The organism is Blautia sp. HCP3S3_B11 (assembly GCF_052064435.1).
In the GTDB taxonomy this organism is placed as follows: Bacteria; Bacillota; Clostridia; order Lachnospirales; family Lachnospiraceae; genus Blautia_A.
In genome coordinates, this window is sequence record NZ_JBQHVP010000002.1 from 107,470 (window position 1) to 122,136 (window position 14,667).

The 14,667-nt window shown below is 36.6% G+C and carries 14 protein-coding genes; 3 read left to right on the plus strand and 11 right to left on the minus strand.

Translation table 11 applies throughout. The features are described 5' to 3' along the window. Positions 1–97 precede the first annotated feature (97 nt). The 3 genes from ACTNC0_RS02050 to ACTNC0_RS02060 all read left to right on the plus strand — a co-directional run bounded on the left by ACTNC0_RS02050 (position 98) and on the right by ACTNC0_RS02060 (position 3,659). Positions 98–1,651, plus strand: coding sequence for a peptidoglycan DD-metalloendopeptidase family protein (locus ACTNC0_RS02050; RefSeq protein WP_441086161.1), 1,554 nt, complete (start codon positions 98–100; stop codon positions 1,649–1,651). Positions 1,652–1,703: 52 nt separating this feature from the next. Then, entirely contained in the window at positions 1,704–2,123 is a 420-nt protein-coding gene (locus ACTNC0_RS02055; RefSeq protein ID WP_441086162.1) for an acyl-CoA thioesterase, read from the plus strand. 456 nt (positions 2,124–2,579) lie between these two features. Continuing rightward, positions 2,580–3,659: a tyrosine-type recombinase/integrase gene (locus ACTNC0_RS02060; RefSeq protein ID WP_117677203.1), complete on the plus strand. Its 1,080-nt coding sequence runs from the start codon at positions 2,580–2,582 to the stop codon at positions 3,657–3,659. A 119-nt stretch (positions 3,660–3,778) separates the two neighbouring features. Here ACTNC0_RS02060 and ACTNC0_RS02065 read toward each other — a convergent pair whose 3' ends face one another. From ACTNC0_RS02065 to mreC, 11 genes are all read right to left on the minus strand, one after another. Beyond that, the gene (locus ACTNC0_RS02065; RefSeq protein ID WP_441086163.1) at positions 3,779–4,036 is read right to left on the minus strand and encodes a hypothetical protein; all 258 of its coding nucleotides are present in this window, start codon (positions 4,034–4,036) and stop codon (positions 3,779–3,781) included. A gap of 213 nt (positions 4,037–4,249) precedes the next feature. Further along, complete coding sequence (locus ACTNC0_RS02070) at positions 4,250–4,669, minus strand: twitching motility protein PilT (RefSeq protein WP_441086164.1); 420 nt, start codon at positions 4,667–4,669, stop codon at positions 4,250–4,252. A gap of 687 nt (positions 4,670–5,356) precedes the next feature. Further along, positions 5,357–5,893, minus strand: a complete 537-nt coding sequence (locus ACTNC0_RS02075) for a hypothetical protein (protein WP_441086165.1) — start codon at positions 5,891–5,893, stop codon at positions 5,357–5,359. Between the two features lie 2 nt (positions 5,894–5,895). Then, complete coding sequence (locus tag ACTNC0_RS02080) at positions 5,896–6,699, minus strand: GTP pyrophosphokinase (protein WP_441086166.1); 804 nt, start codon at positions 6,697–6,699, stop codon at positions 5,896–5,898. 87 nt (positions 6,700–6,786) lie between these two features. Further along, entirely contained in the window at positions 6,787–8,013 is a 1,227-nt protein-coding gene (locus ACTNC0_RS02085) for a D-alanyl-D-alanine carboxypeptidase family protein (RefSeq protein ID WP_441086167.1), read from the minus strand. Further along, a complete protein-coding gene (locus ACTNC0_RS02090; RefSeq protein WP_117677406.1) occupies positions 8,010–9,170 on the minus strand; it encodes an FtsW/RodA/SpoVE family cell cycle protein in 1,161 nt (386 codons plus the stop codon). Before ACTNC0_RS02090 ends, ACTNC0_RS02085 begins: the two co-directional genes overlap by 4 nt. Positions 9,171–9,173: 3 nt before the next feature. Beyond that, complete coding sequence (minE, locus tag ACTNC0_RS02095) at positions 9,174–9,416, minus strand: cell division topological specificity factor MinE (RefSeq protein ID WP_118410924.1); 243 nt, start codon at positions 9,414–9,416, stop codon at positions 9,174–9,176. A 20-nt stretch (positions 9,417–9,436) separates the two neighbouring features. Continuing rightward, positions 9,437–10,228 (minus strand): septum site-determining protein MinD, encoded by a 792-nt coding sequence (minD, locus tag ACTNC0_RS02100; RefSeq protein ID WP_117677408.1) that lies wholly within the window; start codon positions 10,226–10,228, stop codon positions 9,437–9,439. Positions 10,229–10,350: 122 nt separating this feature from the next. Next, positions 10,351–13,167, minus strand: coding sequence for a penicillin-binding transpeptidase domain-containing protein (locus ACTNC0_RS02105; protein ID WP_441086168.1), 2,817 nt, complete (start codon positions 13,165–13,167; stop codon positions 10,351–10,353). 62 nt (positions 13,168–13,229) lie between these two features. Continuing rightward, complete coding sequence (gene mreD, locus ACTNC0_RS02110; protein ID WP_441086169.1) at positions 13,230–13,760, minus strand: rod shape-determining protein MreD; 531 nt, start codon at positions 13,758–13,760, stop codon at positions 13,230–13,232. Continuing rightward, the gene (mreC, locus tag ACTNC0_RS02115; protein WP_441086170.1) at positions 13,750–14,661 is read right to left on the minus strand and encodes a rod shape-determining protein MreC; all 912 of its coding nucleotides are present in this window, start codon (positions 14,659–14,661) and stop codon (positions 13,750–13,752) included. Before mreC ends, mreD begins: the two co-directional genes overlap by 11 nt. Between the last annotated feature and the right edge of the window lie 6 nt (positions 14,662–14,667).

Consider the following 14,667-nt stretch of genomic DNA (forward strand, 5'->3'; position numbering starts at 1 on the left):
AGATCTTGAGAATGACGGTCCTTTTACCATCATTCTCGATGAATCTATTTTATGATTTTGAGATTATGCTTCAGATTATATATGACAGGAGAGTAATATGAAGAAAAAAAAGTTTATTTTACCGGTTTTCCTGTTTATTCTGTCACTTATTTTTTGTGGAGGAATTACACAATATTCTACGGTATCAGTTAAAGCAGCAACAACCACCAAGAAACAAACGGGTTTTGTAATGAAAAATGGTAGCTGGTATTATTATGACAAAAACGGTAAAAAAGCTACCGGATGGTATCAGAGTGTTGCCGGAAATAAATATTATTTTGGAAAAACAGGGGCAGCAACGGCCGGAATTCTTACAATCAGTGGAAAAAAATACTGTTTTAACTCCAAAGGAAAAATGCTTACCGGGTGGCAGACAGTCAATAGAAAGACCTATTTCTTTGATGTGAAAAAAGGATATATGTACACTGGCTGGATTACCACAGCAGCTGGAAATAAATACTATTTCTGGAATGATGGAGCAGTAAGAGCTGGTTTCCATAAAGTCAATAATGTTTATTATTGTTTCAGTGAAAAAGGAAAAATGTATAAGAACTGTTTTCGTAAAAATGGAAACTCTACTTATTACCTTCAGGCAAATGGAACGATGGCCAAAGGCCGCCTGAAAGTTAAAGGATCTTGGTATTCTTTTAACCGAAACACAGGTCAGCTTGTCACAAGTGGGTGGTATAAAGAAACGGATGGTTCTTATTATTATGCCGGTTCAAATGGTAAGTTAGTCAACGGTTTTTATAAACCAGATTCCTATTACCGTTATTTTCGTGAATCAGACTGTAAATTACTTACAGGATGGCAAACGATCAATGGTCATAAATATTACTTCAAAAAAACAAATGGCATTCGTTACGACGATATTATTCTGAAAGCTTCTTCAGGAAAAAGATATTATTTTGAATCCAACGGAAAACTTTCCTGTAGTAAATGGTTTACTAAAAATGGTTCCTATTACTATTCTGAGTCAAATGGAGTACTTGCTTCAGGCTGGCTGACCGTAAGTGGTAAAAAATATTATATGAATCCGTCGACGTGTGAACGAGAAACCGGATGGATTTCGGTAGACGGAGAGAAGTATTATCTCAATTCTTCTACGGGTGTTCTGGCTACAAGTCAGTGGATTGATGACGATAATTATGTCGGAGAAAATGGAGCTCTTATCCCTGGATATCAGAATGGTGTTTCTTTTAGATGGCCATTAAGCTCCGGTTATTCTTATATCAGCAGCTATTTCGGATATCGTCAGTCACCAGGCGGAATTGGTTCCACTAACCATAAAGGAATTGATATTCCTGCTCCAACGGGTACACCTATTTACGCTGCGGCCTCAGGAACGATTGTTGCTATGTTATCGCCTTCTGCTTCAGGCGGTGCAGGATATTATACTAAGATAAATCATAATGATAAGGGACTTATTACAGAATATATGCACCAGTCCAAATTTAATCCAAAGCTGAGTGTCGGGGATAAAGTATCAAAAGGTGATATTATTGGATATGTGGGAAGTACGGGAAACAGCACAGGTCCGCATCTTCATTTTGGAGTGATGGTAAATGGCGTAAATCAGGATCCTCTGAACTATGTAAAAAAGCCTTCATAATCAATCATTAATGAATCCGGTTTTAAACCTAATAATGGAAAAGGGGAAACATATGGAATCACTAAAAACATATACTTATTGCAGAAAAGCACAATATCATGAGACTGATCAGATGGGAATCATTCATCATTCCAATTATGTAAAGTGGATGGAAGAAGCCCGAATCGGCTATATGAGTCAGATGGGATTCAGCTATAAAAAAGTGGAAGAACTGGGAGTTATTTCTCCAGTGGTAGAAATTTCTGTCGCATACAAAAAGCAGGTTTTTTTTGACGATGAAATACAGGTTCGTGTCAGTATTAAAAAATATAATGGAATTTCCCTTGAATTTAATTATGAATTCTTTAATACAACCAGAAATGAAATTTGTACAACCGCTTATTCCAGACATTGTTTCCTTAAAAATGAAAAATTAATATCTGTCAAAAAAGAAATTCCTGAATTGGATTGCATAATAGCAAATTGTATATAAGTTGTTATTATAAAACAGTAATTCTAAAATTAAATGAGCTAATATAAAGCAAAAAAGCCTGCGCAAAAAATGCGCAGGCTTTTTTGCTTTATTACCGTATGAATATTAAAAAATAGTAGTGTTTTATGTCGTTTACATCTATACGACAAACGCGAGTTTTTCATATAGATATTGCTAAAAATCCACTTTCATGGTATAATTCATTTATCAACTGGCTTATTTCCTATAGTTTATAATTTTTTAGCATATTTTATACGTTTTGTATTTACATAATGCTATTACTGTTAACTAATTTGTATTTTTAATTTTATATATGATCTATATTCTTTTATTATTTTTCGCTCAAATAATAAAGACGTGTTTTCCAATACCCAGGGATGTATAACACTATACAATTTATAATAAGCCACAGCTGAAATACTTAATTTAATTATTAAAGATTAAAGGAGTTTTCTAATGGATAATTACACAGATTATAATGATAACAAAAAAGTTACCTACCATGAACAAACTGATATCTCAAATATTCTGAAGCTTCGTGCTGTTTTAAAAACCCTTCCAGATTTCTGTAAAGATTATTTTCGTGCTATGGACCCGCTTACTACCACCAAAACGCGAATTTCCTATGCATATGATATCCGTATTTTTTTTCAGTTTTTACTGGATGAAAATCCTGCTTTTAAAGACTGTTCTATGAAAGATTTCACCGTAGACGTTCTGGATCAGCTTAAGGCTGTTGATATAGAGGAATATCAGGAATATCTAAAGGTTTACAAAAATGGGGATAAAACAGAGACAAACGGTGAACGTGGGCTCAAAAGAAAAATATCTGCTTTGAGAAGTTTTTATGCATATTACTACAAACATGAATTCATCCAAACCAATCCAACCGTTCTTGTGGATGTTCCGAAAACCCACGAAAAAAGTATTATACGTCTTGATGCCGATGAAGTTGCTATGTTGCTTGATTACATTGAACATTGTGGTGATGAACTTACCGGTCAGAAACGTGTTTATTACGAAAAGACGAAAGAACGTGATTTGGCAATCGTTACTCTCCTGCTTGGTACAGGAATTCGTGTGTCTGAATGTGTAGGACTTGATGTAGAAGATGTAGATTTTAAAAATAATGGAATCAAAGTCACCCGAAAAGGTGGAAATGAAATGGTTGTATATTTTGGTCATGAAGTAGAAAAAGCTTTAAAAAAATACCTTGAAGTTCGTGAAAATATCATTCCTATATCCGGACACGAACACGCTCTCTTCTATTCTACTCAAAGAAAAAGAATCGGTATTCAGGCTGTTGAAAACCTTGTCAAAAAATATGCAAAAGCTATTACAACTACAAAAAAAATTACGCCTCATAAACTCCGAAGCACCTATGGTACCACCTTATACCAGGAAACGGGTGACATTTATCTTGTGGCTGACGTATTGGGGCATAGAGACGTAAATACAACCAAAAAGCATTATGCTGCGATGGACGACGCCAGACGTCGTAAAGCGGCTACTGCAGTACATTTACGTGAAGATTAAGTGCTATCATTTTACAGAACTTCTTGTCCTCCAAAAAACAAACAATAAAACAGGCGGAATTTTTCCGCCTGTAACTACGAAAATGCATTTAAAAATTTACATTTTCATATCTATTTCTATTATTTATCAAAATCTGTTTCAAATACACCTTCCGGAGTACGCATTGTCAACACTCCAAGATTAAATTCGTCATCCATAATGGTAATGTGATATTCAAAGATAACATCATCTTCAAATTTAGAAAGCAAAACATATGATCCATTTTCTTTTCCTTCAATCTGATCACAGATATCTCCATAAACCGCTTCACCAGAAATCACTCTTGGATAGCCGGAAGCTTTAATTTTTTCTTCTATTAATTTGTATAATTCTTCCATTTTTCTCTCCTTTTTCTCGATATTTATGAAATATACTTACTGTATGCCAGAGACACGTTGCCGGTCTTTTCATCATAACAGACGTCACCAGAAAATGCAACTAAAAAGGATATCTGCTAATTCCAAAATATACTGGCAGATATCCTTTTATTTTCGTGCTATGTAGTTTTTAATATCAATTATAATAAAAAATATTTTCCTGTTTATCTGTTATTATAAAGCAACAATAACTTTATCATGGAATGCTTCAGGAACTTCTTCTTTGTCTAAAGATACGCTAATCACAAAAGTAACGTTAAACTGTTTACCAATTTCATCTAACTGTTCCAGAGTACCTGTAATATCTTTTTCCTCCAATTTAGATACTTTAAGGAAACTGTCAAGATAAATCTGCTCAAGATCGTGATCCTGAGAAAGAATACCACAGATAAATCCAACAAATTCATCTGCATTTTTAATAGGAAATCCTGATACATCAATCAGACGTACCTTATTATTAAGCTCATACATATGTTTTGTGCTCTTGTCTAAGTAGACAATACTTCCATTTGCCTCTTTTACTGCACTATTTACCTTATCTAACAGTACTTTTGTTTTGCCTTTGCCTTTCTTTCCTACAATCAGTTCAACCATGCTGTTTTCCTCCTTAGACACATATAATATTAATTTTGACTAAAAATTTCAATTAATATGTTATATATTATAGTGCATATTATTCAAAAATACAAGGGGTATTTGCTCTTTTTTGTGAATTTTTATTGAATTTTTGAAATTCACTTGATTTTACTGACCTTCTCGGCATCATACGTATCTTATGACATTTCACTTATGTATTTATATATTCATGTATCTTCTTATATCTTCGTATATTTGGGTGTACGATTGGTGTAAAATTGGTGTAGTAAAGATATTTTTGACCGTTTCAGAATCAAATTGGTGTAAGCTTATTGTTACAAAACTGTTAATTTTGGTGTTAGCTAGATATTTTTTATCTAAAAATGGTGTAAACTTATTACATCACAAAATATGCCTATTATTTAGCTTCTGAATTTCGTTTGTCAAGCGTTCATCTGTAACATGATTATACAATTCCATCGTCATTTTTATAGAAGCATGACCCATGATATCCTGCAATGTTCTTGGAGCTATACCGGCTTCTCCTCCATGATATCTTTCAAATAAGAGATATAAGAGCCAATAAGTTGAGTGCCTTTCTTTGGTGTTTCTACTTTTACCCACTGCTTATTGCTCTTCGCAATGGAAGCAGGGGACTTACTTAATTCGGTTAAAAACAATATCACTATGACAATTTCATTGTAATTATCTCATAAAGTAATGAAATAATTCCAGATATTCGTTCTCTATTTCTTCAAATGTCCTGACTTTATAGTCTATCGTAATATGTACCTCTGGCTGCTGTTTGGTTTGCTTTTCATTCAGAAGATAAGTCAGGTCGAACCAGAGCATATCGTCATCAATTTCTATTAACTTTTTTTCTTCCTCAGACGTTAATAGATTTCCAAGATATTTCTGATAAATCAGGTTCAATAGATTCTCTTCCTGTTCTTTGTAGCCTGTAAGAGTCTTTTTAAATGGTCTTGGTACGTCAGATAAATAGCATTCACTGGCGTCATGGAGAAGACAGGCAAATGCTATGCGGCTGGAATATCCTCTTGCCAAAGCTTCTCTGGCACAGTTAATACAATGTTGTCCTACGGAAAAAAATGTTTTTACCTGTCCATTTCCGCGACAAATCAAAGATAACGCATGTGCAATATCCTCTATGCAGATCAAATCTGAAATTGGATGCACCGGATCAATATGTTTTCCTGTATAAGTTGTGATATAATCGCTCATGTTTATTTTCTCCTGTTCTCTCGGCTAACCGGCAGTCCCAATGGCAAAAAAATTCCCTCTTCACAGTCCTTTTCCGGAGAATTCTGAATTATCACGTTACGAATATTCTGCATTCGTTCATCCAGAGCCGCACTCTGTCTTGCACAGTCAGAAAGCTCCTCCTGAAGAAACTTCACCTGGTCAGTAGATATATTTTTCTTATATCTCATTTTATGCTCAAGGCTTGCCCAGAAATCCATTGCAATTGTACGAAGCTGCACTTCAACTGTCACAAGCTTCTTTGTATTTTGCAAGAAAATAGGAACTTGTACAATCAGATGAAGACTCCTGTATCCACTTGATTTTGGATTTTTAATATAATCTTTTTTCTCAACCAGTGTGATGTCATCCTGATTCAGGAAACTCTCTGCAATCTCATAAATATCATCAGGAAAAGAACAAATCACGCGAACTCCCGCAATATCAGTGATATTTTTCTCTATAGAATCCAGTGTCAGTGGAATATTCTTGTTTCGTATTTTTCGTAACAGACTGTCATAAGATTTTACCCTTGTCTTAATACTTTCGATAGGGTTCTTATCATATTGAAGAGAATATTCCTGATTTAATACTTTAAATTTTGTCTCAATTTCCATGATTGCACATTTATAATAAGACATTAATAAATCCATTGGTTTTTTATTTTTCTCAAGCATTTCAAGAAATTCATCGGAAAGCAGGCTGTTTCGTACAAATTCATCCCTTTTCCGCTCTATAAGGTTTCGTCTCTGCTCTTTAAAATCCTTCAATTCTTCTCTGGTTATCATATTCGTATCATCCTCATTATAATATAAAAAACTGTAGCAACCAGATCATAGCTGCTACAGTCATTTTACCATAAATTTCTTTATTATTTAACTATTAATATTCTGAAGTAAAGAGTTCATTTCCTGGTATAGAAGTTCCTTCGTGGAAGCGCCCATAACAATTGATACAAATGGCTTGCCATAAGCATTCTGTGTAAGAATCGCCAGACAGTTACCGGCAGTACCTGTTGTACCTGTTTTTCCGCCCAGAATGGTAACATCTTTTGGCGCAGTTGCCTCTCCTGTAAGATAATGATCAGTTGCCGTAAGGGTTGTGCTTAGCTGGCTTCCATCTACTCCGGTATAAGTTACTGTGTAAGATGGTAATTCTGTAATCTCTGTAAATTCAGGATATGTAAATGCCTCATTCAACATCAGATAAATATCATACGGAGTTGTATAATGATTTTCATCCTGCAATCCATGCGGATTCGTAAAATGTGTTCCTGTGCATCCAAGTCTGGCAGCATAATCATTCATCATCTGCACAAAATTCTCTGTAGTGCCACCGACATATTCAGCTATAGCAGAAGCTGCATCATTTCCTGAATATACTAATAAACAGTGAAGGAGCTGATCCAGAGTAACCTGGTCGCCTGCCACAAATCCGCATACCTGAGATCCTTCTTCCAGGGTAACATTCTCCTGAGTAATGGTTACCATATCATCCAGCTTTCCACTCTGTAATGCAAGCATTGCGGTCATAATTTTTGTAATACTCGCAGGATATACTTTATCATAAATTCCATTTGCATATAAAACCTTGTGATTACTCAGGCTGAATAATAATCCCTTTTGCCCGTCTTCCAAAGTTGCATTTTTTATACGGTCAACATCTCCCTTTGCGGAAACACACAATTTCTGTGCAAAAGACTGTGTCCTCATATTTTCTTTAGATGCAAGTGCATTTGTAAAGACTTCTGAGGAATCAAAAGCCCTTTCTGGTGTTCCGAAGTAATTTCCACTTAATATATTCCATCCATAAAATGCACCACCAATAACTACAAGAATTGCAAACAGCCCTACCAAAGTTCCACAGATGTTCTTTAATATCCGCCTTTTTTTCTGATATTTTGCACGCTGTAACGCCTTATGTTCCTCCGTCTGCCTGGACGGCATCTGGGATTTTGGGAGTTTTACAGTATGTACAGGTCTGGAATTTTGGTTTCGAATAGTTTTGTCTTCTTGTGCACGCTTGTATGGCGTGGCTGATTTATACGGAGTAGCTGATTTTCTTTCCTGTATTTGATTTGAAGATTCCTTTCTTTTTCTCATAAGTAATCCTCTCTCCTGTCAATCTCTTTTTGTATGATTTCCTTGTTATATGTACTGCTTTGGAGTCCCACATTAATCACAATTCCCATACCAATATACAAGCTTACAAGTGAAGTCAATCCATAGCTTACAAAGGGAAGCGGAGTTCCGGTATTTGGCGCAAGACCTGTTGCAACACAAATATTAATAAAACTCTGTAATGCGATCAGACCACCCATTCCGCAACATAGAATCCTCCCAGACAAATCTTTTGCCCGAAGACTCATCCGGATGCACTCAAATGATATCGCAAGCAGCAGCAATACGATTACCACGCATCCGATAAATCCATATTCCTCACCTGCAACCGCAAAAATAAAGTCAGTCTGATTTTCAGATACAAAATTACCCTGATTGACAGAAGTCGTACTGTCATCACCACTTAACTTTTTGCCAACCAATTCGCCTGAAGCAATCGCAGTTTTGGAATTATTCTGCTGTTCAATATCATCAGAATACTCCTCGTTTTCCGGATATAAGAAAGACATAATACGATTTCTCTGATAATCTTTGAGCAATTTCTGATCTGGCTGAACAACAATTGATAAAAAGATAATCAGAAGAGGAACTGCAATAAGCAATGCACCACCAATGATTTTATAACTCAATCCTGCGATATAAATCATAATACAAAAGATTACCACAACCGTAATCGTATTTTTCAGGTCAGGCTGTTGTAAGATCAAAAATAATGGAACTGCCAGCAATACGGCAGATAATGCCAGTGTTTTTAATGTATTCAGAGTTTCTTCATGATCCATGAAAAATTTTGCAAAAAATATAATCAGGATGATTTTAGATAACTCTGTCGGCTGGAATCGGAAAGATCCAATACCGATCCATCTGGCAGCACCGTTGGCGCTGTCACCAGCAATACGCACAACCAGCAGCATTATAATATTGAAGCCATACATAATCCACTGAAAGTTCATAATCCAGGAATAATCCATCAAGGAAAGGACTAACATAATTATAATTCCCAGCACTACACCGGCAAACTGTTTTGACCTCAGATCCGGAGCAGCAGTTCCTACTAATGTAACTCCAATCAGGCTGATTGCAATTAAAAAAAGAATCAGCCTGAAATTGTAAAATCTTAATTTATATTGCTTTAACATAATTTATCTATCCTTTTTATTCAAAACAGGAATATACACATAAAGCATTGCCGGCTCCTGTGTAATCTGAATTTTTATCTGTTTTTCATCGATGGTAAGGTATTTCTTTACGGTATGTATCATATCATTCCGCAACATTTTCATCATCTGTGGTGAGCAGTCGATCCGTTCTGAGATCAGCAAAAGTTTCATTCGGTCTCTTGCATATCCTGCTGAACGCTTCTTTTCTTTAAAAAAAGCTTTCACACAGATTCCCTCCTTACGATTTAATTGTTTTTGAAAATATTACTTAGCCTTCTGAAAAATCCCTGTTTCCTGTTAATATCAACAAATGGAATCTCTTCTCCGAGAATACGTTTGCAGATGTTCATATATTCATCTTCCGCCTGAGAAGCTTTCCCGGAGAGAGGTTCTCCCTGGTTGGTCGCGATCACAATCTGTTCATCATCCAGAATTGTTCCAATGAGATCAACTGCAAGAATTTCTGTCACATCCTCCACAGACATCATATCACCTCTTGTAATCATATCCGGTCGCAGGCGATTAATGATCAGACGGATATCATGAATGTCATTTGCTTCGAGAAGACCGATAATCCTGTCTGCATCCCTGATTGCAGATACCTCCGGAGTAGTAACCACCAATGCTTTATCAGCACCGGCAATCGCATTCTTAAATCCCTGCTCTATTCCCGCCGGGCAGTCCAAAAGAATATAGTCAAACTGTTCTCTCAAATCATCGGTCAGTTTTATCATCTGTTCTGGTGATACAGCAGATTTATCCTTTGTCTGCGCAGATGGCAGCAGGCAAAGATCCGGATGTCTTTTATCCTTAATCAACGCCTGTCGCAAGCGGCAGCTCCCATTAATTACATCTACCAGATTATAGACAATCCTGTTTTCCAGACCCAGAACAACATCCAGATTTCTCAGCCCTATATCTGTATCCACCACCACAACTTTCTTGCCAAGCATAGCCAGGCCTGTCCCGATATTGGCAACAGTAGTAGTTTTCCCTACTCCGCCTTTTCCGGAAGTGATCACAATGACTTCACTCATAGTTACATTTCCTCCTGAAAAAATTTTCCACTCTCCTGGTATTCTCGTGTATTGTGATTTTGCAATTACCACTCACGCCGTGTCAATAAGAGTTACTGAAAATGGAGTGAACAGCAATACCTTTAGTCATTCGATGTATCACTGGTATCAGTTGCGGCAACACCTGTAAGAATAGACTTTTCGTCAGCTAACTCAAAGATATATTTAAAAATTTCATCAGCCGCAAGGCATGCATTACCGGAAGTATATCCATTTTCAATACGAACTGCAATTGCATATTCAGGATCTGAAGCCGGTGCATATCCGATAAACATACCATGGTTCGGATGATAAATATTTACCTCGCCTGTACCGGTTTTACCTGCCACGTCTACTCCTAATCCATCAAACTGTTTATGAGTCTGAACCACTCGATACATTCCATCATGGATATCGTCCCATACATTCTGTGACACATCAACAGTGTTAATGATATCTGGTTCATATTCTTTAAGTGTTTCACCTTTAGAATTCGTCTGTCTGTCAAGTAAAGTCAGATCATATACATTTCCACTTGTAGCAATAGCGGTTGCATAACGAGCCAGCTGACTGGTAGTATAAGCATTTGTGCCCTGACCGATGTAAGACGGAACAGCATATGAAGTTGATACCTGTGGTGCAGATTCCGTAATCTCAATTCCTGTTTTCTTATCAAGCCCAATCTCAGCAGCATATTTCTGTAGCACACTCAGACTTCGATTTTCTGAAAAATCTCCGTTCTCATCCTGTCCAAGCTTAAAACCAACCATATTGAAATAAGAGTTGCAAGACTGTTCTATTGCTTCTCTGATCTCAATTTCCCCATGTCCCTGTTTATTCCAACAGTTAATTGGCGGAGTTACCAGGTCAAAAGAACCTGTACAATTAATATATGTTCCATCATCGATCACGCCTTCAGACATTCCGGCAATCGTAGAAAGAATCTTAAATGTAGAACCAGGTGCCGCTGTCTGCTGTGTTGCTTTGTTAAAGAATGGACTGGACTGATCCAGAGACAGTTTTGTATAGTATTCTGTATCCATATTATTTACAAGTCGGTTATTATCATATCCAGGATAAGAAACACATGCCAACACATCTCCGGTCTTTACATCCGTAATCACTGCTGATGCAGAACAAGGCTCCAGTGCAAGCTGTGCAGGTTCAATCTCCAAGGTATAAATCTTATTGATCATAAAATCATACGCCGTCATAGCACCAGATGCCAATGCTTCATAAGTGCCGTCATCCTTCGATAAAACGCCTTGCTCATAAAGTACCAAGCAGATTTCTCTTCCTGAGATCGTATCTTCCTGAAGCATATATTTGTACAGAAGTTTAGAAAAACTGTTATCTGTTTTCAGATAATCTATCAGATAATCTGTAAGTGCTTTATATACCTCATCTGAATCCAGATAATCACCTTCTGTAGAAAATTTGGAAATATCGATCCAGTTCTGACTTGCTGCATATGTCAGATAATCTTTCAGGCTGATATTTTTATCTGTTGTCCATACCTGATAAGTGCTGTCAGATGTATCGATTGCATTTTTTGAAATAATTCCAAGAGTATCTCTCAGAAGATCATCACAAATATATGTGAGATATTCCTGAATCTGTTCATCTTCATCCTTTACAGCAGGAGGATTCTCACTTGTAAGTCTGTTAGTTATTGTATCAAAAACCTGTTGCTGTTTTTGCTGAAATTTGGCATATAAATTTTTTTCTGTATCAGAAGCATCTGCGTCACTGAATTTACTGATATCAATAACGCTGTTCGACACCAGTGCATTATATACGCCATAAATCGGTATCTTAATCTGAGCCGCATCCTGAACACTGAAATCATATGTCTTGGTTGCTTCTATCTTAGACAACAAAATTCCGGCAACCCTTTGTTTCAATATCTGATAGATTGCAGACTGCCAGCTACTGTCTATAGTCAGATACGTATCATTACCTGCCACAGGTTCCACTCTTGTACTGTCATCAATTTTAAGTACTTTACCAAGGTTATCGACAGTAACAGTTTCCTCACCATCTGTTCCCTGCAATGAAGTTTCCATATATTTTTCAATACCGGTTTTACCAACAATTGCATCATTGGAATAATCAGGGTTCTTTGCCCTTAATTCTTCCAATTCATCTGAGGAAGCCTGACCTGTATATCCAAGTATCGGTCCCATACTCACATCATCAATATATTTACGAATAGAATCTTCTACAATATCAATACCCTGAAGCTCCGCCTGATTTTCCTTGATAGCAGCTACTGATTTCTCACTTACATTTGTGGCAATCGTAACAGCCATATATTTTTTAAAACTGTTTGTACTTAATGCGTAACGAATCTTTGCCAGATCAAGAACATCCTGTTTGGACAGCTCCAGTGGCAGACCATGAGATTGAAGTTCTTCGTTGGTATAAGCATTATCTCCATAGAGAACAATGGAAAATCCCTTATTGCCGCTTAGATATTCAATCATCTCATCTGCAGTAGCCTTTTTTTGTTCTTTTGTCAGATTATCAATCAGCGCTTCACCATAAATATCTGCACGAAAACGGTTCAGTGTAAATCCCTCATCCACATCAAATACATAATTTCCATTCTCGTCCAGAACAATATGAAAACTGGTGCTTATAGAATCACCATTAGACTGAAGAATCTTCAGAACCTGATAAGCAATGCCATTCAGCGTAAGATTTTTTTCTCTGGTAGAATCATAAGTTCCGTTATCCTCAAAAGTTACAGAATAAGCCAGCACATTTGTTGCCAGTTCTTCTCCATTTCTATCATATATATTACCACGTGTGCTCTTGATCACACGTTTTTTGGTCGTCCTTGATTCAAATTTACTGATATAGTCCTGTCCCTGAATGATCTGCAGTTCAAAAAGCTGTCTTACTAAAGTAGCAGACATAAACACAAAAACAAGCACCAATACTGTAGTTCGTTTTATTCGTATCTTTTTAAAAAATCTTTTTATTTTAGTACCCAAATAGACTCACTTTCTTTCCTTGATGGATTATTCATAAAATGATAGTTAATATAATGAAATACCCGGTAAACAATCAATGTAAGAATCACTGTATAAAAAATCTCAGGCAGGATAATTCTATATAAATAAGTTCCAAGTCCTAAACGGCCACGAAGTAAAAACTGTAACGCATAGACAGCAAGACCATACAATAAATCTCCAATACCAGCAAGCATTACCGGAACTTTAATATCATCATCATAACAGATCCTATGTGCATATCCGCTGAAAAATCCAATATACATATAGATCAGAGCATAAAATCCAAATACAGATCCATAGAACATATCTACAAAAAAGCCGCAGAAAAAGCCTGTCCACATTCCACTTTTTCTACCCCGCATCAATCCCATCGATATACAAAGAATCAGAATAAGGTTCGGTGTGATAGATCCAATAGATATCACATGAAGAACTGTACATTGAAGAAGAAAACTTATAAGAATCATAAAAAATAATGTTATCTTACTCTTCATTCGCAGTTGCCTCCTGAGCTGCCTGTCCGCTGTCATCAACAGAATCCTGTTTATTTACTGTAATTACAAGTACATCTTTCAGGTGCTGAAAATCTACGGGTGTGACGATTGTTCCGGTTTTAGTCAGATTGTTGCTGTCCTGCTGAACTTCGCTGACATATCCGATAAACAATCCTTCTACATATTTTTCACTGATATTTGACGTTACAATACGTTCTCCGACTGTTACCTTATTATCCTGGTCATACATCTGACTGAAACTCAATTTTCCCTCATCAATCAATTCCAGGTCACCCTCTACCACACAATTATCCTGCGTGCTGACTGTCATGGCGCTGACATTACTGCTGTCATCAATGATGGAACGTACGGTTGCCCAATGAGTTCCTACCTCTGTTACAATTCCTACCAGTCCTTTATCAGCAATTACATTATTGTCCACACGTATTCCATCTGCTGATCCCCGGTTGATCATAAATGTATCATACCAGTTTCCAGGATCTTTGGATATTATCTCAGCGGCAACCTTTGGATATTCTGTATATTGCTGATCAAGATTATACATCTGCTGTAATCTTACATATTCTGTCTGATCCTGAATCAGCTTATTATTCTGTTCTGTAAGACTTTCTACCTGTGCCTTTAAATTCTCATTTTCGCTGAGGATTTCTTCTTTGTCGCGCATACGATCCTGCATTCCGGTAAGAACAGAACTGATCTTATTGATGCTGTTCTCAAATGGGACAATCACAATACCTGCCGCATCCTGCAATGGTGCAGTAGTAACACCGGAAGCAAATGTAGCAGCAATACAGCTGACGCAAAAGATCGTCATAATGGCCAAAAGATGTTTACTTTTTAATTGAATCCTAAAACGTACTTTCTTTTTCAGGTTTTTCATGATGCA

Bases quoted from the DNA above. Each gene is read 5' to 3' on its own strand.
- ACTNC0_RS02050 (WP_441086161.1), top strand. From the start codon at position 98: ATGAAGAAAAAAAAGTTTATTTTACCGGTTTTCCTGTTTATTCTGTCA.
- ACTNC0_RS02055 (WP_441086162.1), top strand. From the start codon at position 1,704: ATGGAATCACTAAAAACATATACTTATTGCAGAAAAGCACAATATCAT.
- ACTNC0_RS02060 (WP_117677203.1), top strand. From the start codon at position 2,580: ATGGATAATTACACAGATTATAATGATAACAAAAAAGTTACCTACCAT.
- ACTNC0_RS02065 (WP_441086163.1), bottom strand. From the start codon at position 4,036: ATGGAAGAATTATACAAATTAATAGAAGAAAAAATTAAAGCTTCCGGC.
- ACTNC0_RS02070 (WP_441086164.1), bottom strand. From the start codon at position 4,669: ATGGTTGAACTGATTGTAGGAAAGAAAGGCAAAGGCAAAACAAAAGTA.
- ACTNC0_RS02075 (WP_441086165.1), bottom strand. From the start codon at position 5,893: ATGAGCGATTATATCACAACTTATACAGGAAAACATATTGATCCGGTG.
- ACTNC0_RS02080 (WP_441086166.1), bottom strand. From the start codon at position 6,699: ATGATAACCAGAGAAGAATTGAAGGATTTTAAAGAGCAGAGACGAAAC.
- ACTNC0_RS02085 (WP_441086167.1), bottom strand. From the start codon at position 8,013: ATGAGAAAAAGAAAGGAATCTTCAAATCAAATACAGGAAAGAAAATCA.
- ACTNC0_RS02090 (WP_117677406.1), bottom strand. From the start codon at position 9,170: ATGTTAAAGCAATATAAATTAAGATTTTACAATTTCAGGCTGATTCTT.
- minD (WP_117677408.1), bottom strand. From the start codon at position 10,228: ATGAGTGAAGTCATTGTGATCACTTCCGGAAAAGGCGGAGTAGGGAAA.
- ACTNC0_RS02105 (WP_441086168.1), bottom strand. From the start codon at position 13,167: ATGTCTGCTACTTTAGTAAGACAGCTTTTTGAACTGCAGATCATTCAG.
- mreD (WP_441086169.1), bottom strand. From the start codon at position 13,760: ATGAAGAGTAAGATAACATTATTTTTTATGATTCTTATAAGTTTTCTT.
- mreC (WP_441086170.1), bottom strand. From the start codon at position 14,661: ATGAAAAACCTGAAAAAGAAAGTACGTTTTAGGATTCAATTAAAAAGT.